This is a genomic window from Mucilaginibacter sp. SG538B (assembly GCF_013376065.1).
Classification (GTDB): domain Bacteria; phylum Bacteroidota; class Bacteroidia; order Sphingobacteriales; family Sphingobacteriaceae; genus Mucilaginibacter; species Mucilaginibacter rubeus.
The window spans coordinates 399,044-424,112 of sequence record NZ_JABMJI010000001.1 but is presented as its reverse complement, the minus strand read 5'-3'; the positions used below and the strand labels follow the sequence as shown (position 1 = coordinate 424,112).

The window sequence follows — 25,069 nt, the reverse complement described above, 5'->3', positions numbered from 1 at the left end:
ATGGCCCAGGAAAACCCCAAAGTACCCGGCAGGAGAATGGAACGGCTGTTCCTGTTGCTTACAGGCATATTGCTGGCCGTTTTATTTGTGAAGCTTTTCAGCGTATTGCAACTTAAATTCACTGATGTTGATAAGCGCCTGAAGGACGGAACCATCGTAAACCTTAACTCGCCCAATACCGCTCAAAACGTAAAGGCGCTGCTTAAAAAAGGGTATTATTTTGACGATCCGAAGGATGTTGATTACATTGAATCGGTAATAGCATCGCGTAAAACAACCGGCGACCTGGTAGATAATACCGGCGAACTTAACAAACGTAAATACTACGTAAATGCCGACGAGGCCTTTGAAAAAGGCGGTGAAACTTTCAAGAAACGCGTACTTACCTCCCGCACACTTTTAGGCTATACCGGCGATGATTCCATCCGCTTTGAACAGGAATTGAAAAATCCCCCTGCTTTGGGCGCCCAAACCGATCTCAACCTTGGTGAATACAGCATTAAAGGTACAATAGCCCACAAAGGCGAACCTGTGCCCGGTGTACTGGTAAAGCTAACCATGATATTACCCCGTGATAGTATTTTCAGCGATGAGGAGACCGGGGCTAAAACCTCTTATTCGGAAAATGCCTCATCATACAAAAAACTGTATGTACTTAACGATCAGAAAAAGAAGGTACTGCAGTCACTAACGGCTTTTGCCCGTACCGATGAGCAAGGGCGGTTTGTATTTGCCAAATTGCCAACCGGCAAAGCATTTTCGGTATTGCCCATGCAGCCCGGTTTTGAGTTTGGCCGCTCGCAGGGCGTTGACGAACTGGACAAAGACGTAACCTTTAAATTTAGCCAGGCACCTCATAGTATCAAGCTGCTCTCTACCCGCGATTTTAACATCCTGAAAAAAGAGGGTGCTTTTATTGTGCGCTACCAGGAGGAGTTTAACATGTGGTACTGGATTATAGCCGGAAGCTTTTTTGCAAGCTTTATCATCGTACACCTGTTACTCAGCGCCCGGTATCCTAATGCTGATCAGATCATTTTACCCCTGATCATGATGCTTACCGGTATCTCATTCCTTACGCTTTTAAGCCTGCAAGACCCACTGCGCGATAGGTTCCTGGCTAAAGATACGCTTGTTTATTTGGGCATCGGCATGGCGGGGATCTGCATCATTCAGCTGTTTAACCTTCGCCGCCTTAACCCCGACTCGGGCTTTTACCGGTTGCTTGTTTTTAAATGGAGCAGGAGCGCCGCCAACGGCTGGCCCTGGGCTATTGTTGCCATGGGCATCCTGTTTTCCACCATCTTGTTTGGTACCGGCCCCGAGGGTAGCGGTGTAAAAGTTAACCTGCTGGGTTTTCAGCCAAGCGAAATTGTAAAATACCTCATTGTTATTTTCCTTGCCGGATTTTTTGCCACCAACGAAAAATTCATCAGTCAATACGCCAGCTGGAGCAAGCGCTGGTCGTTCTTTTCTTTTGCACTTATCGCCACGATAATAACCCTGCTGCTGTTTTTGGTTTTGGGCGATCTGGGGCCGGCCATGGTGATTTGTTTTACGTTCATCATCCTGTTCTCTTTTTCACGGGGCGATTTCCTGTATATGGCGGGCTTTGTGGTGCTATTTGTGCTCACTACCTGGTTTTTTGATAATATATGGCTTAGCGCCGGCATCACATTTTTTTCGCTTGGGAGCGTAGTATTTTTCAGGCGGAGGAGGTTGAGCGAATCGGCCATTATGGCGCTCGTGGTGATCACTGCTTTTTTAACCATCGATAAAATCCCCGGTCTCGATAAAATTATCCCCGGTCCGGTGGAGCGTTTGGTTGAGCGTAAGGCCATTTGGCAGGACGCCTGGAATAATGAAGTTTACGGCGGCGACCAGGTAGCTAACGGACTTTGGGCCATGGCCAGTGGAGGGGTAAGCGGACAAGGTGTTGGGCAGGGTTTTGCCAAAACTATCCCCGAAGCACATACCGATATGATATTGCCATCCATTGGTGAAGAGTTTGGCTGGGCTGGCATGGCCGCGGTGTTCATCTTGTTTTTGTTGTACCTGCACCGTTCCATCATCATAGGCAGGCAAACGGGGATGCCCCTGCTGTTTTACCTAAGTGCAGGTATCGGGGTATGTACCTTTGTGCAGTTTTTGCTGATTGCGGGCGGCTCTATCGGGGCATTGCCATTATCCGGCGTTTCCCTTCCTTTTGAAAGTTATGGCGGCTCATCATTGGTAATAAATCTGCTGGCTGCGGGCTTCCTGCTGTCAGTCTCATCAGTAAGGGGCACAGCAGTGCAAATGGATTATATCACCAAACAGCAAGATAAAAACCTGGTACCTGCATTAGCAGCCGCGCTTGCCGGGGTGGTATTATTGGTGGTGAATGTATCGCGCTATACAACAGATAATAAGCAATGGGTTGTAAAACCAGCTTTGGTTGCCGATAAAAGTGGTCTGCGGATGTTTAGTTATAACCCGCGTATCGCTATATTGATGAACAGGTTGCAGGCCGGTACTATATATGACCGTAACGGCCTTATCCTCGCTACCAGCAAACCCGAACTTATCGAAAAACAAAAGAACAAATTAAGCGCTTCGGGCATGCTGCATTATGACCTGGATTCGGCAATGCATAAGCGCCTGGATAGGTTTTATCCTTTTGAAGAACAAACGTTTTTTTGGACGGGCGATCAAAACACCGGGGTATTTAATGGCAGCACCAACGGTTATTTTGCCGAGTATGAGCATGCCGCCGAACTTCGCGGGTTTCATATGCCTATCACCAATTATAATGTGAAGGCATCACGTTACCAGGAAGACCGGTTTTTGCCCCGCGGAATGAAAGAAATGACCGTAGCTAAAAAAGACTACAGCGCTTTGGCCAACCTGCTGGTAAGTGATATCAACGGCCCTGAAGTCGAGGCTTTCAAAAACAAAAACCGCGATGTAAAGCTTACCATGGATGCCGATCTGCAAACCAGTATTCAGCAATCTATCGCTTCCGATACTTCGCTGTATGATAACAGGGTTTCGGTAGTTATCGTGGAATCCAATACCGGCGATGTGCTTACATCGGCACAATACCCGCTGCCTCCTGTGCACAACTGGGACCAGCTGACTATGCCACTGGCCGATCAGAATAAACTGGCTACCTGGTTAACCACTACCGATCTGGGTTTTACCTATGCCAGTCAGCCTGGTTCAACGGCTAAAGTTTTAACGGCGATGTCGGCATTTAATAAATTAGGCATCGCTGCATCTGCAATACAATATCATGTAAGCACCCAGGAGCGGATCCGTACCAAGGGCATTGAACCGGACGAAACCGGGATGATCACCATGGAGCGGGCCATTGCCAAATCAAACAACGTATATTTTATTAAGCTGGCCAACCAGGAACACCTGGAAGAGTACATGGCAACATTGTACCTTAAAACAGGGATGTTTTTGCATGGCGTAGGCGGTTACTATTATAATAAACCGATATTAAATGCCACCCAGGAAGATAAATGGCGCGCCTTATGGCGTAAAACCGAATTTAATACCAAACCACGGTACGATCCTAACAATATCCATAAAACAAGGGCTAAAGGTATTTCGGGTATGGCCTGGGGGCAGGGCGAGCTGATTGCTACCCCCGCAGCGGTAGCAAGGCTGGTATCAGGTGTGGCTAATGACGGTATATTACTGCCCAACAGGTACGCGCTAAAAATTGCCGATTCAACAGTGGCTGTAAAAAGCGGCATCAAGCTGGCCGAAGATCCGCGTTATGCTGCTTTGTTAAAACAATATATGATTGAGCAAAGCGCGCCTAAAACGCCTATATTAGGCATCAAGGTAGCAGGTAAAACCGGTACGCCGGAACGTATTGTAAGGAACCAGAGTGTTAATGACGGCTGGTATGTTTTCTTTGCACCAAAAGAAAAAGGCAGCGGCTATATGGTGGTTTGTATCCGGGTAGAATCAACCCGCGGATCGTCAGACGCGGTACACCTGGCCGGCAATCATGTGATCCCTTTCCTGCTGAAAAAAGGTTATATAAAAAGCATGGAAACGGAAACCACTACCGAAGAATAGTGTTTAAGCAGAAAGGAAAGAGCAAATGGCATTCAGTTTATTTAAAAGAAGCGGCGAAAAACAACCCTGGGATGTAAAAAGCTTACGTGAGGCTATATTACGTTTCATTAAAGAATCGTTACAAAAGATAGAAGGTGGAGAAGGCGGCCATATTAAAGAGCTGAAGCTTTTTATAGTTGCCGATGCCGAGGACAAGCCTATTTATGAGGGCGCGGTTTATGTACATGATAAAGCGCTTTTCAAAAACGAGGTTCAAAAAATAGCCGACGACTTTGACATCAATTTGCCTTCTGACTGGACGCTGGATGTTGAGTTCACCGATGAGCTCCCGACAGAAGCAAAACGGATCCCTGATCTGGACGCCGCCTTTATCATGAATACCCGCAAGCAGGTTGCACACAATGCAGCTTCCTTTACAGCCTATTTACGCATTCTGAGCGGTGAGGCCGAAAAAGAAGAATACCTGATCAAAGCTACCGACCCCAAACTTTACATCGGCAGGGATAAAAAGTCCGTTACCGAAAATGGCTCGTTCAGGCTAAATCAATTTGTTTTTCCGGGAGAGAGCAGGGACGAAAGTAATAAATACATCAGCAGGCAGCATGCCCATATTGAATGGGACGCCGAAAGCGAGCGCTTCATGATCTTTGCTGATGAAGGCGGTGTGCCTCCGCGCAATAAAACCAAGATCCATATCGCGGCTGATGGTAAGATGATCAAACTCAATTCCACTCAAATTGGCCACCCCCTAAGTGAAGGCGACCAGGTAATATTGGGAGAATCAGCAGTATTTTTGTATACTACGATAGCAAACCGATAGAGCTGGGACAAGAACGGGCGTTAGGAGGCGAAAGAAAAATCCCTAACCATACACTCTTGAAATGACTTTTCCATCGCTATATGGTTAAACGGAACTTATTTCCTGTACTTTAATCGCTTCCGAAATCCCATCCCAAAGTTCAATGCGCGCCCATAATGCTTCTTTAACAGCAACAGTTGCTTCGGCCCATTTGCTGTCATCATCGCCGCAAAGTTCGGCGGTCATTTGATAGGCCAGTTGGGAATGATGATCGCCGTCAACTTCTATATGGCGCTCAAGGTAGTATAACAATATATCAACCTTACCTGGCAATTGTTGGCTCAGCTCTTTTACTATGCTTACAAACATATCCGGAATCAAATCTTCGCGGCCAAAAGTGAATACTGCAGCTTGCAGATGATCTTTATTGGTATCGATAACATCAAATGTGTGCTGCACAAAATTGCGGGCGGCAACAGGAATATTGGCAATGATCAGCGCTTCATCAATATGCTTACCGAAGTTTAATTCATTAAACAGGTTATTGATGCCTTCGGCTGTGCTGCCCGCTTGCTGCATGGCACGCAGATAAAGTTCGAAATGGCTTGCGCGGTTTCCCTGCTCATCAATATCGCTTTCTTCGCCCGCAACAATTTCATTAATAAGATAACGGGTATTGGCGTTCCCGGTTGGCATCCATGGGGTAACAGTACAGGTAAGCTTTTGCTGCAAAGCTTTTAACAACGACATAAAATCCCAAACAGCAAACACATGATGCTCCATAAAAACAGTAAGCTCATCAAGCGATGTAATATTTTTATAAAGCTCGTGGTTGATAAGCTGATCGCGTAAAGGCTGGATCTCGCTTTTTAACTGTGCAATGCGGTTGCTGTAATTTGCCATGTATCAAAAATTGTATGGGTGGCAAAAATAGCAAACAACGTGATTATTAATGAACTGATTATTTTTTTTGACGACGGGGTGATGGGGGATTATTTAATTATAGTTGCTTTAATAAGGATTTAAAGCACAGCTAACTCGGAACGGATCAGATTACTGCTACAAGCGATATCATTAACTTAAATTTAAGAAATTGAAAGGCTGCCCCAGAGGGGCAAAAGGTTTGTAGAAAAATAATGTAAATTTGATTAGAGCACCAGAGGTGCTCAACTTAACGAACCTGATCACAATGTATGGCAAGTAATAACACTTATTCTCAGTTATATATCCACATCGTTTTCGCCGTAAAATATCGTATGGCATTAATTGAAGATACCTGGGCTGAGCGGTTAAGAATGTATATAACCTCAATTGTTCAAAACCAGGGGCATAAACTAATTGCTATCAACAATGTGCCTGATCATCTGCATTTACTTATCGGATTAAATCCTAACCAATCTATTTCTGAAATTGTGCGCATCATAAAAAGCGACTCATCCGAATGGATTAATAAACAAAAATTAGCTAATGGCGGATTTCAGTGGCAGGAAGGATATGGAGCTTTTAGTAATAGCAGGTCACAAATTGATAAGGTGGTAAACTACATAGCAAACCAGCAAGAGCATCATCGAAAAATTACATTTTTAGACGAATACAGGAAAATGCTAAATGATTTCAATATCGAATTTGACGAACAATATATCTTTAAATTGCCTCAATAATTAACTTATTGGCTTTGTTCAGCCCCTCTGGGGCTGTAAAAGGAAGGGCATTTATTTTTTCTACAAGCCTTTTGCCCCTCTGGGGCAGATCGTCATGCTTAATAATTCACTTCCATAAGTTTACCATAAAAACTCGAAGCATCACTCCCTTTCACACAACTCTTTACTTCCCCACCACTATCTTCTCCCCCATTCTCACCACGATATCCGACCCAAGCGCGTAAAAGGCCGAAACCGGCTCTTTTTCCAAAAATGGCTTAAATGCATCACCATAGAGTGCGGCAACATCAGCATCAAAAACATAGTCGCGCACCAAACCTGTTTGCCATGAAATATGCTCAACCTGGTACTCCATTGTTTTTATTTCACTTAAACCGTTGTATCCCCAGTAATGTTCTAAAATAAACTCTTCCGGGCTGCCGGGCTTAATATCCACCAGGGTGTCGCTTGCCGTAGCGCCAAGCTTGTTCCAGGTCCCGTTAAGTTTCCATTCGTATAAAAACTGGGTATGGTGATCTGTTGTCGCGGTGATAGAGCTCCGCATGGGCAGGGCGCGATAATGTTCCTTATAAAGATTGTTGGCAATGAGCGCAATCATGCTTTTAGGCACTATTTCGCTTATGAAAACAGCGCCGCGCTTCCATTCGGTACCATTAAAGTATCGCACGTAAAACCGCAGGTTAACTTCTTCAAAGTTTACATGCCAGGGCCATTTAATACCCAGTACCCGGGTATCCAAAAACATGAAACCAACCATACTTACCTGCGCTTTTCCTTCCCAAAGGTCGAGCACCGTGCCTGCTGGCGTATAAGGTTTTAATATTGCCGCATCAACCTCGTAATTGAGCATTACAAGGTTTTTCCACTGGGCTTTTAAAAATTCGCTTTTAGCCATAAAAAGAAAAATCCCGCCTTTTTTACGAGCGGGATCTACTAAAATGATTAATATTTTTTATAATATTTCATAGCCTCGGGTATGAGGTTCTGGATATCGGCAATACGCGTAGCATCGGCAGGGTGAGTGCTTAAAAATTCAGGCGGTGCCCCACCTTTGTTTTGGGCTGCCATACGTTGCCAAAAGGCAATGGCATTGTGCGGGTCATAACCGGCCATAGCCATAAAGGTTAAACCTAAACGGTCGGCTTCTGATTCTTGTTTACGGGAATAGGCCAACAATTTCAGCTGGCTTCCAACACCATATAATGTACTTATGGCGGTTTGTGTAGCCTGCGACTGCTGGCTTGTCGCCGCTCCTACCAATTGTCCGCCCCCTTGTACCAACATCTCCTGCGAGATGCGCTCAGCTGAGTGACGGGCAATAGCGTGACCTATTTCGTGGCCCATAACTACGGCAAGGTAGGCATCGGTATTGGCTACAGGTAATAACCCGCTGTAAACCGCAACTTTACCGCCAGGCATACACCATGCATTAACTTCACTGCTCTGGATCAGGTTAAACTCCCAATTAAAGCTATACTGATCGCCATAACCGTTTTCTTTGAGGTATTTTTCAATGGCTACAGCCAGTCTGTTACCAATGGTTTTAACACGTTGCGCATCGGCACCGCTGGCCACCACTTTAGTTTTAGGATCGGAAAGCAGTTGCTTATAGCTTGCCGCGGCCGATTGGTTCACTTCGGCATCGCCAACAAGGCTTAACTGTTTACGGCCTGTTAAGGGCACAGTTGAACAGGAAAAGACAGCCATGATGGCTATCAGGACTAATAAAGGTTTAAACTTTTTCATGGTGATTAGGCAACTGTTGTTTTCTTCTTAAAAAAATTAACTTTCGATTCTTTGCCTCTTATTAAGCGTTCAATGTTTTTTTGGTGGGTTACCAGCACAAGCACGCAAATACACATGCCATAAATTACTATAGACCGTATAGGTGTCGGAAAAACAAATGTAACGCCTATAGGGTAAGTAAAGGCAGCTGCAATTGAGCTAAGCGACACGTATTTTGAGATCAGTAACACCGTTATAAAAACCACTATACATAATAAGGCAGCATGAAAATGTATAGCCAAAATCATTCCAAACAAAGTTGCCACGCCCTTGCCGCCCCTGAAACCTGCAAAAATAGGGAACAGGTGGCCCATAACTGCCGCTATGCCTAAGGCCAGTTCATAATTGGTGTATGCGGTTGAATTGATGGCACCTGTAGCAGATGCACCAATGAAATAAGCGAAGTTTGTTGCTGCCCAGCCTTTAAATATATCAAGCAGCATCACTGGGATGCCCGCCTTTTTACCAAGCACACGAAAAGTATTTGTAGCACCTGCATTACCGCTTCCGTACTCGCGTACATCCACATTGTAAAAAGCCATACCAATCCAAACAGCCGTAGGTATTGAGCCGCACAGATAAGCCATTATAAGTGCTGTAACAGAGTAAACGGTTATCATTCTCCTGCAATATTACAAAATTGAAGCGGTAAAAGCGTTTTAATCACAGCGCTTTTACCACTAAACTTTGTTTAACAATGTGTTATTTGATATTTTAATTACCCTATTTTACGGCTTTCAGGCTAAGGTCAAGGCTTTTAACCGAATGAGTAAGCGCCCCGACAGAAATATAATCGACCCCGCAATCGGCATATTCACGTATGTTATCAATGGTGATACCGCCCGAAGCTTCGGTAATATAACGCCCTTGTATTATACCAACAGCCTGCCGCAGGTCATCAAAATTGAAATTATCAAGCAGTATGCGGTTAACCCGGCCGGTTTGTAAAACCTGCTCCAGTTCATCAAGGTTACGCACCTCAATTTCAATGGCAAGTTTTTTTCCACTATCGGTTAAATATTGATTAGCACTTTCAATAGCTTGTCTTATCCCGCCGGCATAGTCTACATGGTTATCCTTAATCAGGATCATATCGTACAAACCAAACCTGTGGTTTACACCTCCCCCAATGCGCACCGCCCATTTTTCGAGATAACGAAGCCCCGGCGTAGTTTTACGGGTATCTAAAACTTTAGTATTAGTCCCTTTTAGCAAATCAACTATCTGCCTGGTTTTTGTAGCAATTCCCGACATACGCTGCATACAATTTAGTACCAAACGCTCGGCGGTCAAAATGCTGCGCGAATTGCCCTCAACCTCAAAAGCTATGTCGTTATATTTAACCGGGGCTCCGTCCTGCAAAAACACGTTAAGTTTAAGGTTTGGATCAACCACATGAAATATTTCGGCAGCCAGCTCTACACCGGCCAGTATTCCTTCGTCCTTAACTAAAAGTTTTGCTTTGCCGGTAGCGTCGGCCGGGATGGTTGAAAGCGAGGTATGATCGCCATCGCCCACATCCTCACTTAAAGCATTATTTATAAACTGGTGTATGAGTTCTTTATCCAATTGTGTACTTTTTGAGTGTCAAAAGTAACAACAATTTTTAAATGGAGGGGTTTGACGGCGATGTATGATAAAATGAATTTGAAAATGTGCCGATTTGAAAATTTGATAATATCAAAACACATTCATTTTCAAATTAACCAATCCTCAAATTTTCAAATTAATCATTTCACCTTTTCGTCTTCAATTTTTAATTCGACAACATTAGTGCCTTTGCCTGCATCCTTGAGCGTGATGGCAACCCGAAATTCGCCCTTATCTGTATTCAAAATATAAACACCGAAATGATAATTACCCCCCGAATTTATTTTATGTAACAGCTTAATACCTTTAGGCTTATTCCTTGCAAAGAACTTATCCAGTATAACTGTAGCCTGGTTTTGCGAGTAAACATTCTCGTCTTCCATAATGGTGATCTCCACATTATTGGCAAATAGTTTGGAAAGCTCTTTGGTATTACCTGTTTTTAAAAGATTGGCCACGTTATCTATAGCATCTGCCGATGAGACATATGGGAGCAGCAGTAAAAAAATAAACGACGGCAGGTATATTAATTTCATACAATGATAACGTACTAATGGGTGCTAAAGTTACAAAGAGCGGTTAAGTGTTTACTCGTTTTTCAATAAACTAAAAAGCTGTGTTCATTAAAACTGTATAATAAACACTAACAGTATAATTTAAGTTTTATTTCAGGCTGCTAACCTAAATTAAAAAATTATATATAAAGTACCCAGTTGCCTTTATATTTGCATTGTGGAAAACAAAAAGAAACTCGCACTAATAATACTTGATGGCTGGGGTTATGGCCGCAACGATCAATCAAACGCTATACTGGCTGCCAATACTCCTTTTGTTGATGGCCTGCTTAAGCAATATCCAAATTCAAAACTTGAAGCCTCAGGAACAGCAGTAGGCTTACCTGCCGGGCAAATGGGCAATTCGGAAGTTGGTCACATGAACCTTGGTGCAGGCCGCGTGGTTTACCAGGAACTTGGCCGCATTCATAAGGCAGTTGATGACAATGAGCTGCCAACTATCCCCGTATTGAAAGATGCGTTTGAATACGCTAAACAAAACAATAAAGATGTACACTTTATCGGTTTAGTATCTGACGGTGGTGTACATTCGCATATTCGCCACGTGAAAGGCCTTTGCGACACCGCAAAACAGCTGGACGTTAACAATGTATATATCCATGCCTTTTTAGATGGCCGCGATACCGACCCTAAATCGGGTTTGGGATTTGTTACCGAACTTGAAGAGCATATTGCAGGTACCGGCGCTAAGATAGCTTCGGCGATAGGCCGTTACTATGCTATGGACCGTGATAACCGCTGGGAGCGTGTTAAACTGGCTTATGACCTGATGGTAAATGGTATTGGCACATCAACCCAAAACGTTACCGAGCTCATCAAACACTCCTACCTTGAAGGTGTTACCGATGAGTTTGTAAAACCGATAGTTGCTGTCGATGACGCAGGTAAACCTTTAGCCGTGATTAAAGATGGCGACGTGGTGATCTGCTTTAACTTCCGGACCGACAGGGGCCGCGAGATCAGTATCGCGTTAACTCAAAAGTCGTTCCCCGAATACAACATGCACCCGCTGGCTATCCGTTACATCACTATGACACCATATGATGAAACGTTTAAGAATGTTCAGGTTATTTTCAATAAAGAAGATCTGACCAAAACTTTGGGCGAGATCCTGCAAAATGCAGGTAAATCACAAATCAGGATTGCCGAAACCGAAAAATACCCGCACGTAACCTTCTTCTTTTCGGGCGGCAGGGAAAAAGAGTTTGCCAACGAAAAAAGATTGTTAGTACCGTCGCCAAAGGTTGCTACTTACGATTTGCAGCCCGAGATGAGCGCTGCCGGTATCCGTGATGCCATTATCCCCGAACTGGAGACAGGCTGGCCTGATTTTGTTTGTCTTAACTTTGCCAATACCGATATGGTTGGCCATACCGGTGTTTTTAGCGCCGTAGTTAAAGCAGCCGAAACTGCCGACAGCTGCACCAAAGCTGTTGTTGAAGCAGGCTTGGCCAATGGCTATTCGTTCATTATCCTGGCCGACCATGGCAATGCCGACTACATGATCAACGAAGATGGGTCGCCCAATACGGCACATACCACCAACCTGGTACCATGTATTGTGATTGACAAGGATGTTAAAGAGGTAAAAGACGGAAAACTGGGCGATGTGGCGCCAACCATATTAAGTATATTAGGTGTTGCCATCCCTCCCGAAATGACTGGTAATGTATTGGTGTAATCCAAAAAACATAAGCAAAGCCGCCCTGATGGGCGGCTTTTTATTGTTAATAGCAAATTTATATTCCTGCCGGCCCGATAACAGGCAAAGCGGTGCCAAACTGGTTTACTTTGACCTGAAAGAGTTTTTCAGGGCCGATTCGGCACGGCTTACCAGGTTAAACCCCGCGGTAAACAAAACGGTTACCCACAATGGCGTTACCGAAACCAAAGTAGTACACATTGGCAACTGGAACCAGGAGCTTAATTTGTTTATCCAGTCGGACATTAACCGCCCGGCCTGGAAAAACAGCTATACGGTTAGCACAAGCGATAGCGCTATTATTTATAAGGCTCGTACCCCCGAGCTTAAAACCCGCCGCATCATCATCAAAAAAGCCGGCGATAAAGTGGCGTGGATCCTGATCTATAACCACACCAAAAACCTGCTGTACGAAACCAACGAAAAATTGAGTTATTTTCCCGATTCGCTTTACCTGATCCAAAAAACACAACATGTGAAATTGATGGGTCGGAACGATTACAAAGTGCAGGGAACCCTGCCTAAAAGGTAAAAGAGAAAGTTTAACCTGATTTTAGTGCTGCTTCACTAAAGTATTAACCCCTGTAGTAGCCTGGATGAGTTTCTCTTTTGACTGATCGATCAGTGCGGAAATGTCCATGCGGCCCGGGTTATCTGCCAGTACCTTTTCCAGATCGGCAACTGAAGCTTTTAACGAGTTTATTCCCCTTGCTTTGTCATAAAAACGAGATGTTGCCTGCAATTTAAACATACCGTAGTCGCGGTAAGCTATGCCTCTGTTTTGGTAGTACTTGTTATCCCTGAGATCGCTGTTAATAGAGATGGCCTTTGTAAGATCCACAATAGCGCCTAACAGGTACAATTCCTTATCCGCCGCTGAAGCCTGGCTGTCTCTTCCCAGGTAGCTTTTTGCCCTTGCCCTATAATAATAAGCAGTAGCATCTGCCGGCTTTACGGCAATTACCTTGGTATATGCCAGTATCGATTTTTTGTAGTTATCGCTGTGGTAGTATGAGTAGCCCAGCATCCACATAGCGTTTGCATTTGTTGAATCAGTTATGCACGCCTTTTCCAGGTGTGACACCGCCGAACGAAAATCGCCATCCATAAGCGCCTGCTGGCCAAGCCGCACATAAGCGTTTTGCGCTATAGCCGACTCGAGCGAAGACATAATCAGAAGGGGCAGGATAACTGATAACTTCATTAAACGGATTACTGGTAAAACAAAAATGGTATAATATTAACTATTAATACCCTAAATTATTATGCCATATTGTGGTTTTGTGTAAAAATTTTTACACGTACAAATAATTTAAGCACAGCGATACTATGACTTTTTTTCATCTTTACCAATAAAATCTTATTTATTTACAATTCGTTTTACAAATTTGTAACAAACATATACCCAGTACGTTAAATCATCAGATTAATTGTTGTTATTTATTATCGCAACTTGGCACAGCTCTTGAACCATTGTTATGTGCGATTGATAATCGCAATTTAACCTGTAATTGAAGTGGATACTATATTACAGGCTGACAACATGACGTTTTATTCTACAAAATATAATAATGAATTTCGATCCGTTTGATTTTAAAAATGCTTTACCGGTTATAAACGAGGATTCAGAATTTTTCCCGCTAATGTCATCGGAAGATGAAGAAGAGATGAATAATGAGGAACTGCCCGATGTAATGCCTATTTTACCCTTGCGCAATACTGTACTTTTCCCGGGTGTTGTGATCCCAATTACAGTTGGCAGGGATAAATCAATAAAACTAATCCGCGATGCCAATAAAGGCAGCCGCATGATTGGGGTGGTTTCGCAACAGGATGTGGGGATTGAAGACCCTACTTTTAACCAGCTTAACAAAGTTGGCACTATAGCACTCATTATAAAAATGCTGCAAATGCCTGATGGTAACACCACCGTTATCATCCAGGGCAAAAAACGTTTTTATTTAAAAGAAGAAGTACAGAGCGAACCCTATATAAAAGCCACAGTTGAACCCTTTCATGAGATAAAAATCAAGGAAGATAAAGAGTTTAAAGCCATGGTATCATCCATTAAGGATATGGCCATGAATATTATCCAGCTTTCGCCAAATATCCCGAGTGAAGCAGGGATCGCAATCCGCAATATCGAAAGCACATCGTTCCTGATCAACTTCATATCATCAAATATGAACGCTGATATGACCGCTAAGCAACACCTGCTTGAAATTGCCAACCTGCGCGAACGTGCTAACCTTGTGCTTGAGCATTTAACGCTCGACCTGCAAATGCTGGAATTAAAAAACCAGATCCAGACCAAAGTACGTGTTGACCTTGACAAACAGCAAAGGGATTATTTCCTTAACCAGCAGCTAAAAACTATACAGGAAGAGCTGGGCGGCAATACACCCGACCTGGAAATTGAAAGCCTGCGCCAGCGTGGCATCAAAAAGAAATGGGCAAAAGAAGTCAAAGATCATTTTAACAAAGAACTTGAAAAACTGAGCCGTACCAATCCTGCAGCAGCCGATTACTCGGTTCAGATCAATTACCTTGAACTGTTGCTTGATTTACCATGGAACGAGTTTACCAAAGATAACTTCGACCTTAAGCGTGCGCAAAGGATCCTTGATAAAGATCACTTTGGTTTGGATAAGGTAAAACAACGTATTATTGAATACCTGGCTGTGCTTAAGTTGAAGCATGACATGAAAGCGCCTATTCTTTGTTTGGTTGGCCCTCCGGGAGTTGGTAAAACATCGTTAGGTAAATCAATAGCCAAAGCTTTGGGCCGTAAATACGTGCGCATGGCATTGGGCGGAATCCGCGATGAAGCGGAGATCCGGGGCCACCGTAAAACATATATTGGTGCTATGCCGGGCCGCATTATCCAGTCGATAAAAAAGGCGGGCGCATCAAACCCGGTATTTATTTTGGATGAGATAGATAAAGTAGGCAACGATTTCAGGGGCGATCCTTCATCTGCCCTGCTTGAAGTACTTGACCCCGAGCAAAACGGCACTTTTTCTGATCATTATGTTGAAATGGACTACGACCTTTCAAACGTGATGTTTATTGCTACCGCCAACTCGCTAAGCACGATCCAGCCTGCCTTGTTAGACAGGATGGAGATCATTGAAGTGAACGGCTATACCATTGAAGAAAAAATTGAGATAGCAAAGCAACACCTTGTACCTAAACAGCGCGAAGCACATGGCTTAAAAATAAAAGATGTAAGCCTTAAAGCAGATGTGATCGAAAAGGTGATAGTTGATTACACCCGCGAATCGGGGGTACGTTCACTGGAGAAAAAGATTGGATCGGTTGTGCGCGGCGTGGCTAAGAACATAGCTATGGAAGAGCCTTACAACAGTGTTGTAAGTAAAAAAGATATCGAAAAGATACTGGGCGCACCTATTTTTGATAAAGACCTTTATGAAGGCAATGACGTTGCAGGCGTTGTAACAGGCCTGGCCTGGACTTCTGTAGGCGGCGACATCCTGTTTATTGAAGCCAGTTTAAGCCCCGGAAAAGGCCGCTTAACACTTACAGGCAGCCTTGGCGATGTAATGAAAGAATCGGTAACTATTGCCCTCGCTTACCTGCGCGCCCACGCTGCCGATTTTGACATCAACCCTAAACTGTTTGATCAGTGGGATGTGCATGTACACGTACCGGCAGGCGCTACCCCTAAAGATGGCCCGTCGGCGGGTGTTACCATGCTTACAGCACTGGTTTCGGCATTTACGCAGCGTAAAGTAAAGCCTAATTTGGCCATGACGGGCGAAATCACCCTCCGCGGTCGGGTTTTGCCTGTAGGCGGTATCAAAGAAAAGATCCTGGCTGCAAAACGTGCCAACATAAAAGAGATCATCCTATGCAAATCAAACCAAAAAGACATTCTGGAAATTAAGGAAGATTACATCAAAGACCTTAGCTTTCATTACGTTACCGATATGAGAGATGTGATAACCCTGGCCCTGCTTAACGAAAAGGTTAAAAATCCAATAAATCTTACTGTTAAAGAAGACGAAAAAACAGCCATTAATTAAAGCGGGGCTATTTCCCGGCATAAAACAAAAAAGTTTTACAGTTACACGCTGTAAAACTTTTTTGTTTTAGAAGTTCTTCATGACAAGGTATCGAAACATAACGCCCAACTTAAAATAGAATCCCCGGCTTGAAGTTTAATTTTCATTGGTAATCTCAACCCCATCCCTTATTGCCGCTTCAAGTATATCAATGTTTATATCGTTCAAATTATTGAACTTAATACAATACCCTGTCACGCTCGCTTTGCCTATTTCTTTTCCATATGTTTGGGGTAAATATTTTTTATCCTTAATACCAAGTATGTAGATAGAAATCCCCGTAGTATTGGCGCTCATACCAACCTGAAAAAACTCGCGGGTTGTTCCGTTAGCATATTTTATGGTGTAAGATCCATATCCCACGTTAGGGTTGCTAACAATCCGGCCTTCAGCGTTTCTGCCATCCTCAAACCATAGCTTACATCCCGGTAATATTTGAAGTATATGTTTATGTAAAATTTGCATATCACCACGTTTGGGTTCGGGTTGGCTGGCAATATACTCTTCGGTTTGCTGCTGCACGTTCATATAAATATGGTATTATGGGTTGTTTGATTTGCCTTTTAAATTTCGTTTTATTTTTAGTAAAACCCTAATTCATTTCTTTCTCATCAACCAAATTTCAAACTGTAACATTCCCTAAATTTATAACTGCTTTATTTGCATCGGGTTTTTTATATATTAGCGCACATATATACTATTATACTATATAAACCCCAATGCCTAATAAACTATTTTTAACACTGGTATGCCTGTTAAGCGCTACCTGTTTATTTGCACAAACCCGCGGTCATGAATTTGGTATCCAAACTGACAATGATTCATTCCTTGGTCAGGGATCTGACAGGTATTACACCAATGGCATTTTCTTTTATTACCGAAAAGCGCTTACAGTTAAACCAACCGAAAACGATCTTCAAAACAAAGTTTTAGGATTTGAGTTAGGGCAAAAAATGTTCAACCCCCAATCGGGCTATGTTCGCGGTCCCTTTGATATTGACAGGCCGTTTGCTGCATATACTTATATAGGTTCAACACTTAACTTACTGTACAAAAACGAAAGTAACCTGAAGCTTGGTGCCCAGATAGGCCTGGTAGGCCCGGCTGCGGGCGGCGAACCTGTTCAGAAGCTTATTCACAATACTTTCGGTTTTTACAAACTTAACGGCTGGCAATACCAGATCAAAAATGATGTAGAGCTCAATCTTTCGGCCGAGTATAATAAGCTGCTGGCCCGTACCTCATGGGTCGACCTGAGCTTTAGCTCATATGCCAACCTGGGTAACGGATTTACCGGTGCTGGTGCAGGGGGTATGGTACGCCTGGGAAATTTCAACCAGCTGTTCAATTCCATCAGTACCCAAAGTACGGTATCAACCAGCGGTGAGGAAAAATTACTGCACAAGCACGAGATCTTTTTCTACTACAAGCCTTTAGCCAATTTGGTTGGTTATGATGCAACCATACAAGGCAGCCTGTTCCGCAAACATGACGACCCAAACAGCCTGGAAGTTGTTTCAGAAAAGAAACCGTTTATATTTAGCCAGCAGGTAGGTGTAGCTTTTACAACCAGCCGTTTCGCTTTTGATATAGCTGCTATATTCCATACCAAAGACACTAAGGAAATGTTCCGCTCGCATCAATGGGGATCAATTACCGGGTTTTACAGGTTTAAATAAAGAGATTAGAGGTTGGAGGTTAGTGATTAGAAGAACCGCTACCTGAACCATCATGTCATTGCGAGGAACGAAGCAATCGCACGGAAGCATTGCCACTCTGTAGAGTATGCGATTGCCACGCTGCGCAATGACATAGCTTTAGAGAGTTCGCTTAACTATTCCCCAAAATCATTTTTCCTATTCTCCTTCTTTACCGATTGCATTTTCTTGTTGTCCAATCTTGCGGTTTTGGCGGCTTTGCTTACTTTGGTGGGTTTGCGCACTTTGGGCTTTTGTAGTGCTTTTGTTAGCAGCGATGTTAACCTTTCAATTGCTTTTTCTTTATTAAGATACTGGCTTCGTTCTTCATCGCATATTACCTGCACATAACCATCTTTGTTAAGCCTGTTCTGCAGTTTTTCGGTTAGCAGCAGCTTTTCCTCATCGTTAAACAAAGCGGATGAACCTATTGAAAATAACAGTTCAACCTTGCTCGAAACCTTATTTACGTTTTGCCCGCCCTTCCCGCCGCTTCTTGATGTTTTGTAGCTCGTTTCCTTTTGGAGATCGGCTTTTGTAAAATTCATCTTCAAAAATAAGCCTTATTGAGTTACCGCTATCAGGCCATTTGCTAATAATTTGCTATTTTAGCAGCTCTATGAACAACAATATCGTAGTAGCCATTGATGGTTATTCTTCGTGCGGGAAAAGCACCCTGGCAAAAGCTTTAGCAAAAGAGCTTCATTTTATCTATGTTGATAGCGGCGCTATGTACCGTGCCGTAACCTTATACTTTTTAAGGCACAACATTGATCTTGAAAATCATGCCCAGATAGCGGACGCGTTGCATAATATCCATCTTAATTTTCATACGCAAAACCATAAAACCTTTATTACCTTAAATGAAGAGGACGTGTCTGAAGAGATTCGCCAGATGCACGTAGCTGATAAAGTAAGCTCGGTAGCAGCTATAAAAGAAGTGCGCGCAGCCATGGTAAGGCAACAGCAGCGTTTAGGCCGCTCCAAAAATATTATTATGGATGGCCGGGATATCGGTACGGTAGTATTCCCTGATGCCCAGGTGAAACTGTTCATGACTGCCGATCCAAAGATCCGTGCCGAACGCCGTTATAAAGAGTTATTACCAACCAACCCTAACATTACTTTAGAAGAGGTTTTTGATAACCTGGCACACCGCGACTACCAGGATACCACCCGCGAGGAAAGCCCCCTTACCCGCGCCGAAGATGCTATCATATTAGATAACACCGACCTGAGCCAGGATGAGCAATTGATGTTTGCCATAAGCCATATTGAGCCCTTTATTGCGGAGTAGCTATTGGTGATTAGAGGTTAGAGATTGGTGATTAGCTTTCCTTTCAGATACAAAAAAAGCGCTATTGGAGAGTCCCGATAGCGCTTTTCTATTTTATGTATAAGATTTAATCAGCGAAATCAACGTAATCAAAAAATCAACGGTTAAACTTCTCCGCTTTCACCCCAAACCTGTTTAAAAAATCCACTCCCTCATCGCTTGCTAAGCCTTTATATTCGGCATATGATTTATCATAATAAACCTGGGTGATCCCGGCCGAATAGATGAGCCTTGCGCAAGGCAAACATGGCGACAGCGTGGTATACAACGTAGCGCCTTCAAGTCGCGCCCCATTTTTTACCGCATAAAGTATCGCGTTTTCTTCGGCATGCAGGGCAAGTGAACAGCTGCCTTTTGAATCGCGGGCACAACCTGTTTCCGGCCATTCAACGTCGCAGTTATGCGTACCCGCAGGCGGACCATTATATCCAATTGAGATAATCCGCGTATCGCGTGTCAAAACCGCCCCAACATGTGCTTTAACACAATGCGACCGCTCGGCCAGATCAGTGGCCAGGTTCATGAAAATCTGATCGAAGCTGGGTTTTGTCATCGGTGATCGGAGGTTAGAGATTTGAGATTAGTTAAAATTATTATAAAAAGAAAGAGGTTGAAAATTAAAGGCCTAACCTCTAATCTCCAACCTCTAATCTCTAAAAAGATTAATGTCCGCCTTTAACTTCAACGTGGTCAAGGTCGATACCCTGATGACGGAGCTCACGGCTAACTTTCCATGCAAAGTAAGCAAGATATGCAAACCCTAATACGGGTACTATGTAAGAGAAATGGATCCCGCTCATACCTGGTATAACATTACCCGCGCCATCGGCAACTTTGCCTTGCAACGGCGGGATGATCGAACCGCCCAAAATCATCATGATCAAAAATGCCGAGCCCTGGCTGGTGTATTTACCCAAACCTGTAATAGCCAATGAGAAAATTGATGGCCACATGATAGAGCAGCATAAACCTCCGCTAATAAAAGCAAAGGTAGCTACCTTGCCTGTAGTAAATAAACCAGTAAGCATAAACGCTACGCCCAACAAACCAAGTACAGATAAGGTACGGGTTGGCTTTTGCTGACCGATAAAGAAAGCAACGATCAGGATGGCTACGCAAATTGCATAAGCATAAAGATGACTCACATTAGCGCCCGAGAAAACATTCACAAGCAACACGATACCAAAAGCAAGGAAAGGAATTAAAATATATAAAATGTACTTAACCGATTTTGAAAGATTGAACGCATCGATAGATCCGGCAAAACGACCGATCATCAAGCTGCCCCAGTATAATGAAATATAAGGCGCGATATCCGATTCGGCGAAAGAACCAAACTCCGGGGTTTTCAATAATGACCCCATGTTACTTTGAATAGTTACCTCGGTACCTACATAAGTAAATATTGCCAGCATGCCTAATATTAACTGTGGATATTGCATGGCACCCCAGCCTTCTTTACTCTTTTTAGCGGCGAAAATAGTACCTATCAGTGTAAATACGATTATAGCTAACGAAGCATATACAAAGTACTGGCTTTTTATAACTTCAACTACATTTTGTGGGTCTGAAGCAAGTAACTTGTTAAGGTAAGCGCTTAAAGGATCTGCTGCAAGCACTAACAAAAATGCAACAAACATAATAAATAGCGGTGTATTTGCTTTTGAGCTTGATTCGATCTTTTCATCGCTGGTAACCTTTGGCAGGTTCGAAAACCAAAAGAACAAAGCAACAGCAATGAACAAGCCAGCTAACAGGTAATAGAGATTATTGATTGATGATATTTTAACATCAGCAGCGGCAGTTTTTGCGGTTGCCGAACCAAATAATACCACACTTACTACTACCGGGCCTAATAAAGCGCCTATGTTGTTGATACTGCCTGCAAAGTTTAAACGATTTGAACCGGTTTCAGGGGGGCCTAATGCAACAACAAATGGGTTTGCAGCTGTTTGCTGTAACGAAAAACCAACAGCTATAATAAAGAATACAGCCAAAATGAAACCAAACGCGCCCGAAGCTACAGCAGGGATCATAGCCAATGCACCAACTGCCGAAACAACGAGGCCTAAAATGATACCATTTTTGTAACCTAACTTGTTCATAATATCAACTTTACTGGCTTGTGATGCAAAATAAAGTATCAACGAACCGATGAAATATCCACCGTAAAATGTAAAGTCGATAAGTTGTGATTCGAACTGGGTAAGGTGAAAGTGCTCTTTACAGAAAGGTATGAAAATACCGTTGGAGGCGGCTAAAAAGCCCCAAAAGAAAAACACGGTAATCAGCGTATACAGGGCTGTACCGTAGTTCTTAGCATTGTTTTGTTCCATTTTAAAATAGGTTGTACAGATTTGATTTTTGAATTTCTAAACATAATTCAATTTTGGTAAAACTCTCTGGTCTTTTTTAAATAAATTAAATCACAATTTTAACTTTCGTTGTTTATGAGATAAAATTGCATATTCGCAATGTTCAAAAAAGAACAAAGCTTAACTTAATGATAAAAGCCATTGTTTCGGGTATCGGGTTTGGATTAGTGCTTACATTTATTACCGGCCCGGTTTTTTTTGCGCTCATTAAAACCAGTATCGAAAAAGGGTTTCATGCCGGTGTTTCGCTTGCCCTTGGTGTGGTTTGCAGCGATGTGGTTTTTGTAGGAGCAATCCTGTTTGGTTCGCAATATATCGATGTATCTGACCATACCAAAGTTATAGCAGGCGTTGTAGGCAGCGCCATATTATTCGCGCTTGGCCTATATTACATGTTCAAAAAAAGCGAGATCAATTATGAAAACAAAGTCCCATCAGGTGCCGACCGCTTTGGTTACATACTTAAAGGTTTCCTGATGTGCATTTTTAACCCTACCCTCCTCTTCCACTGGACGGTAGTGATCGGTGCGGCCAGTACCACATTCTTGGTGGGCACCCCGCACAGATCCTTTCATATAGCCGTTATGTTCCTTACCATACTCATCATCCAGTTTGGTATGGATACCCTCAAAGCTTTTTATGCTAATAAACTCCGGGCACGTATTTCGGTTAAATTTATCCACCGTTTAAATGAGGTTGCTGGTATCGCGCTCATTATCGCCTCATTGGTGCTGATTGATAAGCTGGTTACACATTTTGTATTTGCGGCACCGGCAGGATCATAGAAAACTTTTCTATCAGTATTCGCTACATTTACTTTAAACCATAAACCTTATTGTCATGTTCCAGGAAATCATTTATATACTTCTTTTTATTGCGGTTGACTTAGTTGTTTATTCAAAACTGAATAAAACCGAATGGGTAAATGCAAAACAATTCAAGCTATTTCTTATAGGCACTATATTATTGATTTTACTACATTTTTTCAACCTCCCATTCCTAATGCCAATGCGTACTTTTTCAGGGCTTATTTTCTTTTCATTATTTCCCCTGTTCACTTATTTCTGGTTTACTTATTTTGCGGTCAAAAGAATACACAGGATAACAACACCGCAAAACGAAAACTTTATTTCTACCGGCCTAAAAGTATTCTCCTTCTTTTTTTTAAAGCTTGTTTATGCAATGACTTTGATTATGCAAGTATCGATTATCCTTTCACTCATAAAATAAAACTTTCGTGGTTGTTGGTATTGTCACTACGTGCGCTGTGACATATTTCTTGTCATTGTCTAAACAATGATTTTCTTTTAAAACAAAAAAGGCGATGAAAAACTCATCGCCTCGTATATCATTCCCCCTTTAGGGGGTTAGGGGGCATTACATATAAGCTCTTTGGTTTTTACCTTCCATCCAGTTAACAAAGGCGCGGTTAACAACCTTGTTACCACCCGGGGTTGGGTAATCACCACTGAAATACCAATCACCAAGGTTATCAGGACAAGCGATGTGCAGGTTATCTAATGTTTGATAAATTACCTGTACCTCGCAATTCACATTTTTAGGTGTGATGATCTGCGCAATACGGTCAGAGATCTGCTGATCGGTAAACAAGGCATAAATCTCTTTCACATAATTTTCAACTTCCTCCTTCGGCAGTTTCTGGCTGTCTTTACATTTTTGATAAACATCCAGGATCACATCTTCCCTGCCCATCTCTTTTAACAAACTGATTGCTGCTTCAAATGCCACAAATTCACCCATACGTGACATGTCGATCCCATAACAATCGGGGTAACGGATCTGCGGAGCAGACGAAACCACAACTACTTTTTTAGGGCCAAGCCTGTCAAGGATTTTCAGGATACTTTGTTTCAGCGTAGTACCACGAACTATAGAGTCATCCAATACCACTAAGGTATCGGTGCCTTTTTTGATCAATCCGTAAGTAGTATCGTATACGTGGGCCACCATTTCGCTGCGATCCGCGTCCTGGGTGATGAAAGTACGCAGTTTAACATCCTTAATGGCTATCTTTTCAACCCTTGGGGCTACCTGTAATATTTCGGTAAGCTTTTCTTCGGTAATGTCGCTTCCAAGCTCAAGCAGTTTTTCGTGCTGATATTTCTTTACATACTTGTGCATGCCCTCAACCATACCATAAAAGGCAACTTCGGCGGTGTTTGGTATGTAGGAGAATACCGTGTTTTTAATATCATGATTAACAAAATCCAATATCTGCGGGCAAAGCAGGCGACCTAATTGCTTACGCTCACGGTAAATGGCCGAGTCGCTGCCGCGCGAAAAGTAGATCCGCTCAAAAGAGCAGGCTTTCTTTTCTTTTGGCTCGCTGAACATATCCTCGGTTATTTTACCATTCTTTTTAACGATCAACGCATGGCCGGGGCGAATTTCCCTGATCTCCTCCATCGGCACGTTAAATGCCGTTTGAATAGCAGGGCGTTCAGATGCCGCAACAACGATCTCATCATTATAATAGTAAAATGCCGGGCGAATCCCCACCGGATCACGCATTACAAAGGCATCTCCATGGCCAAGGATCCCGGCAATAGTATAGCCGCCATCCCAGTTCTTTGCAGATTTACGGAGGATCTTGGCAACATCCATATCATTAGCGATAAGCTTACTGATCTCCCTGTTGTCGTCCAATCCCTCGCGCTTGTACTGATCAAACAAGCCTTGGTTTTCGGTATCAATGAAGTGGCCTATTTTTTCGAGCACAGTAACCGTGTCGGCCTTTTCTTTTGGATGCTGGCCTAATGCATACAGTTGTTGCAGTAATTCATCAACATTGGTCATGTTAAAATTACCGGCAATAACCAGGTTACGGGTCATCCAGTTGTTTTGCCTTAAAAACGGGTGGCAGCTTTCAATGCTGTTTTTGCCATGGGTACCATAACGCAGGTGCCCTAACAAAACCTCGCCGGTAAAGCTAACATGTTCTTTAAGCCATTCAGCATCAGCCATCTTTTCCGGGGTTTCTTTTTGAATTTCCGCAAATTTCTTTTGGATATATTCAAAAATATCGGCAACGGCATTTGAGGCCATTGAGCGGTGACGGCTGATGTATCTTTTGCCAGGTTCAATATCCAGTTTAATGGTAGCAACACCTGCGCCATCCTGGCCGCGGTTGTGTTGTTTTTCCATTAAGAGATAAAGTTTGTTCAGGCCGTACAGTGCAGTTCCGTACTTTTTCTGATAATAAGATAGTGGCTTTAGTAAGCGGATAAATGCCACACCGCATTCATGTTTAATCTGATCGCTCATGATTCGGAATGAGGCTGCAAAGGTATCATTTTAAAATGAAGTATCGGTAAAATCTATTGTCATAAATTAGTAGTTTATTGATTGCCAGGTTGATTTGGTGAA

At 43.0% G+C, this 25,069-nt stretch carries 22 protein-coding genes; 10 read left to right on the top strand and 12 right to left on the bottom strand.

The features are described 5' to 3' along the window. Complete coding sequence (locus tag FHW88_RS01695) at positions 1-4,077, top strand: FtsW/RodA/SpoVE family cell cycle protein (protein WP_176622616.1); 4,077 nt, start codon at positions 1-3, stop codon at positions 4,075-4,077. A gap of 25 nt (positions 4,078-4,102) precedes the next feature. Beyond that, a complete protein-coding gene (locus tag FHW88_RS01690; RefSeq protein WP_090531846.1) occupies positions 4,103-4,897 on the top strand; it encodes an FHA domain-containing protein in 795 nt (264 codons plus the stop codon). A gap of 84 nt (positions 4,898-4,981) precedes the next feature. Here the strand turns inward: FHW88_RS01690 and FHW88_RS01685 are convergent, their stop codons facing one another. Then, a complete protein-coding gene (locus tag FHW88_RS01685; RefSeq protein ID WP_176622614.1) occupies positions 4,982-5,779 on the bottom strand; it encodes a DUF3050 domain-containing protein in 798 nt (265 codons plus the stop codon). 290 nt (positions 5,780-6,069) lie between these two features. Here FHW88_RS01685 and tnpA point away from each other — a divergent pair, with 290 nt between their 5' ends. Further along, the gene (gene tnpA, locus FHW88_RS01680) at positions 6,070-6,537 is read left to right on the top strand and encodes an IS200/IS605 family transposase (protein WP_176622612.1); all 468 of its coding nucleotides are present in this window, start codon (positions 6,070-6,072) and stop codon (positions 6,535-6,537) included. Positions 6,538-6,700: 163 nt separating this feature from the next. On the opposite strand, the gene FHW88_RS01675 is transcribed toward tnpA, so the two are convergent. The 5 genes from FHW88_RS01675 to FHW88_RS01655 form a co-directional block, all read right to left on the bottom strand. Continuing rightward, entirely contained in the window at positions 6,701-7,432 is a 732-nt protein-coding gene (locus FHW88_RS01675) for a YqjF family protein (RefSeq protein WP_176622609.1), read from the bottom strand. Between the two features lie 47 nt (positions 7,433-7,479). After that, positions 7,480-8,283: a M48 family metallopeptidase gene (locus FHW88_RS01670; RefSeq protein ID WP_091172486.1), complete on the bottom strand. Its 804-nt coding sequence runs from the start codon at positions 8,281-8,283 to the stop codon at positions 7,480-7,482. A gap of 5 nt (positions 8,284-8,288) precedes the next feature. Beyond that, a complete protein-coding gene (gene plsY, locus FHW88_RS01665) occupies positions 8,289-8,942 on the bottom strand; it encodes a glycerol-3-phosphate 1-O-acyltransferase PlsY (RefSeq protein WP_176622607.1) in 654 nt (217 codons plus the stop codon). Between the two features lie 103 nt (positions 8,943-9,045). Then, entirely contained in the window at positions 9,046-9,891 is an 846-nt protein-coding gene (gene nadC / locus FHW88_RS01660) for a carboxylating nicotinate-nucleotide diphosphorylase (protein ID WP_091172490.1), read from the bottom strand. Between the two features lie 161 nt (positions 9,892-10,052). Beyond that, positions 10,053-10,448 (bottom strand): DUF4783 domain-containing protein, encoded by a 396-nt coding sequence (locus FHW88_RS01655; protein ID WP_176622605.1) that lies wholly within the window; start codon positions 10,446-10,448, stop codon positions 10,053-10,055. A gap of 196 nt (positions 10,449-10,644) precedes the next feature. Here FHW88_RS01655 and gpmI point away from each other — a divergent pair, with 196 nt between their 5' ends. Next, positions 10,645-12,168: a 2,3-bisphosphoglycerate-independent phosphoglycerate mutase gene (gene gpmI / locus FHW88_RS01650; RefSeq protein WP_176622603.1), complete on the top strand. Its 1,524-nt coding sequence runs from the start codon at positions 10,645-10,647 to the stop codon at positions 12,166-12,168. 28 nt (positions 12,169-12,196) lie between these two features. Next, positions 12,197-12,721, top strand: coding sequence for a hypothetical protein (locus FHW88_RS01645; RefSeq protein ID WP_139160021.1), 525 nt, complete (start codon positions 12,197-12,199; stop codon positions 12,719-12,721). A gap of 21 nt (positions 12,722-12,742) precedes the next feature. On the opposite strand, the gene FHW88_RS01640 is transcribed toward FHW88_RS01645, so the two are convergent. Further along, entirely contained in the window at positions 12,743-13,393 is a 651-nt protein-coding gene (locus FHW88_RS01640) for a tetratricopeptide repeat protein (RefSeq protein WP_090531867.1), read from the bottom strand. Between the two features lie 367 nt (positions 13,394-13,760). On the opposite strand from FHW88_RS01640, the gene lon reads away from it, so the two are divergent. Beyond that, the gene (gene lon, locus FHW88_RS01635) at positions 13,761-16,235 is read left to right on the top strand and encodes an endopeptidase La (protein WP_090531869.1); all 2,475 of its coding nucleotides are present in this window, start codon (positions 13,761-13,763) and stop codon (positions 16,233-16,235) included. A gap of 135 nt (positions 16,236-16,370) precedes the next feature. On the opposite strand, the gene FHW88_RS01630 is transcribed toward lon, so the two are convergent. Next, positions 16,371-16,802, bottom strand: a complete 432-nt coding sequence (locus FHW88_RS01630; protein ID WP_090531871.1) for a DUF1801 domain-containing protein — start codon at positions 16,800-16,802, stop codon at positions 16,371-16,373. 191 nt (positions 16,803-16,993) lie between these two features. Between FHW88_RS01630 and FHW88_RS01625 the strand changes: the two genes are divergently transcribed. Next, positions 16,994-17,953 carry a lipid A deacylase LpxR family protein gene (locus FHW88_RS01625; protein ID WP_090531873.1) on the top strand — a complete coding sequence of 320 codons (960 nt, stop codon included), beginning with the start codon at positions 16,994-16,996 and terminating at the stop codon, positions 17,951-17,953. 155 nt (positions 17,954-18,108) lie between these two features. Here the strand turns inward: FHW88_RS01625 and arfB are convergent, their stop codons facing one another. After that, positions 18,109-18,519 (bottom strand): alternative ribosome rescue aminoacyl-tRNA hydrolase ArfB, encoded by a 411-nt coding sequence (arfB, locus tag FHW88_RS01620; protein WP_090531875.1) that lies wholly within the window; start codon positions 18,517-18,519, stop codon positions 18,109-18,111. 71 nt (positions 18,520-18,590) lie between these two features. Between arfB and cmk the strand changes: the two genes are divergently transcribed. Next, complete coding sequence (gene cmk / locus FHW88_RS01615; protein WP_176622601.1) at positions 18,591-19,268, top strand: (d)CMP kinase; 678 nt, start codon at positions 18,591-18,593, stop codon at positions 19,266-19,268. 136 nt (positions 19,269-19,404) lie between these two features. Here the strand turns inward: cmk and FHW88_RS01610 are convergent, their stop codons facing one another. Together FHW88_RS01610 and FHW88_RS01605 are read right to left on the bottom strand one after the other, a co-directional pair. Continuing rightward, entirely contained in the window at positions 19,405-19,860 is a 456-nt protein-coding gene (locus FHW88_RS01610) for a deoxycytidylate deaminase (protein WP_112654786.1), read from the bottom strand. A 109-nt stretch (positions 19,861-19,969) separates the two neighbouring features. Continuing rightward, positions 19,970-21,643, bottom strand: a complete 1,674-nt coding sequence (locus FHW88_RS01605; protein WP_176622599.1) for an MFS transporter — start codon at positions 21,641-21,643, stop codon at positions 19,970-19,972. Between the two features lie 167 nt (positions 21,644-21,810). On the opposite strand from FHW88_RS01605, the gene FHW88_RS01600 reads away from it, so the two are divergent. Beyond that, a complete protein-coding gene (locus FHW88_RS01600) occupies positions 21,811-22,467 on the top strand; it encodes a LysE family translocator (RefSeq protein WP_091172523.1) in 657 nt (218 codons plus the stop codon). A 55-nt stretch (positions 22,468-22,522) separates the two neighbouring features. Beyond that, positions 22,523-22,912: a hypothetical protein gene (locus FHW88_RS01595; protein ID WP_176622597.1), complete on the top strand. Its 390-nt coding sequence runs from the start codon at positions 22,523-22,525 to the stop codon at positions 22,910-22,912. 147 nt (positions 22,913-23,059) lie between these two features. Here FHW88_RS01595 and FHW88_RS01590 read toward each other — a convergent pair whose 3' ends face one another. Continuing rightward, positions 23,060-24,967, bottom strand: a complete 1,908-nt coding sequence (locus FHW88_RS01590; RefSeq protein ID WP_176622594.1) for a class II glutamine amidotransferase — start codon at positions 24,965-24,967, stop codon at positions 23,060-23,062. Positions 24,968-25,069: the final 102 nt, after the last annotated feature.

What these genes read in the sequence shown, in the direction of transcription:
- FHW88_RS01630 (WP_090531871.1), bottom strand. Translation starts at nt 16,802, where the DNA reads ATGAACGTGCAGCAGCAAACCGAAGAGTATATTGCCAGCCAACCCGAA.
- lon (WP_090531869.1), top strand. Translation starts at nt 13,761, where the DNA reads ATGAATTTCGATCCGTTTGATTTTAAAAATGCTTTACCGGTTATAAAC.
- arfB (WP_090531875.1), bottom strand. Translation starts at nt 18,519, where the DNA reads ATGAATTTTACAAAAGCCGATCTCCAAAAGGAAACGAGCTACAAAACA.
- FHW88_RS01590 (WP_176622594.1), bottom strand. Translation starts at nt 24,967, where the DNA reads ATGAGCGATCAGATTAAACATGAATGCGGTGTGGCATTTATCCGCTTA.
- plsY (WP_176622607.1), bottom strand. Translation starts at nt 8,942, where the DNA reads ATGATAACCGTTTACTCTGTTACAGCACTTATAATGGCTTATCTGTGC.
- FHW88_RS01695 (WP_176622616.1), top strand. Translation starts at nt 1, where the DNA reads ATGGCCCAGGAAAACCCCAAAGTACCCGGCAGGAGAATGGAACGGCTG.
- FHW88_RS01675 (WP_176622609.1), bottom strand. Translation starts at nt 7,432, where the DNA reads ATGGCTAAAAGCGAATTTTTAAAAGCCCAGTGGAAAAACCTTGTAATG.
- cmk (WP_176622601.1), top strand. Translation starts at nt 18,591, where the DNA reads ATGAACAACAATATCGTAGTAGCCATTGATGGTTATTCTTCGTGCGGG.
- FHW88_RS01625 (WP_090531873.1), top strand. Translation starts at nt 16,994, where the DNA reads ATGCCTAATAAACTATTTTTAACACTGGTATGCCTGTTAAGCGCTACC.
- FHW88_RS01595 (WP_176622597.1), top strand. Translation starts at nt 22,523, where the DNA reads ATGTTCCAGGAAATCATTTATATACTTCTTTTTATTGCGGTTGACTTA.
- tnpA (WP_176622612.1), top strand. Translation starts at nt 6,070, where the DNA reads ATGGCAAGTAATAACACTTATTCTCAGTTATATATCCACATCGTTTTC.
- FHW88_RS01690 (WP_090531846.1), top strand. Translation starts at nt 4,103, where the DNA reads ATGGCATTCAGTTTATTTAAAAGAAGCGGCGAAAAACAACCCTGGGAT.
- FHW88_RS01670 (WP_091172486.1), bottom strand. Translation starts at nt 8,283, where the DNA reads ATGAAAAAGTTTAAACCTTTATTAGTCCTGATAGCCATCATGGCTGTC.
- FHW88_RS01600 (WP_091172523.1), top strand. Translation starts at nt 21,811, where the DNA reads ATGATAAAAGCCATTGTTTCGGGTATCGGGTTTGGATTAGTGCTTACA.
- FHW88_RS01645 (WP_139160021.1), top strand. Translation starts at nt 12,197, where the DNA reads ATGGGCGGCTTTTTATTGTTAATAGCAAATTTATATTCCTGCCGGCCC.
- FHW88_RS01655 (WP_176622605.1), bottom strand. Translation starts at nt 10,448, where the DNA reads ATGAAATTAATATACCTGCCGTCGTTTATTTTTTTACTGCTGCTCCCA.
- FHW88_RS01640 (WP_090531867.1), bottom strand. Translation starts at nt 13,393, where the DNA reads ATGAAGTTATCAGTTATCCTGCCCCTTCTGATTATGTCTTCGCTCGAG.
- FHW88_RS01685 (WP_176622614.1), bottom strand. Translation starts at nt 5,779, where the DNA reads ATGGCAAATTACAGCAACCGCATTGCACAGTTAAAAAGCGAGATCCAG.
- FHW88_RS01605 (WP_176622599.1), bottom strand. Translation starts at nt 21,643, where the DNA reads ATGGAACAAAACAATGCTAAGAACTACGGTACAGCCCTGTATACGCTG.
- FHW88_RS01610 (WP_112654786.1), bottom strand. Translation starts at nt 19,860, where the DNA reads ATGACAAAACCCAGCTTCGATCAGATTTTCATGAACCTGGCCACTGAT.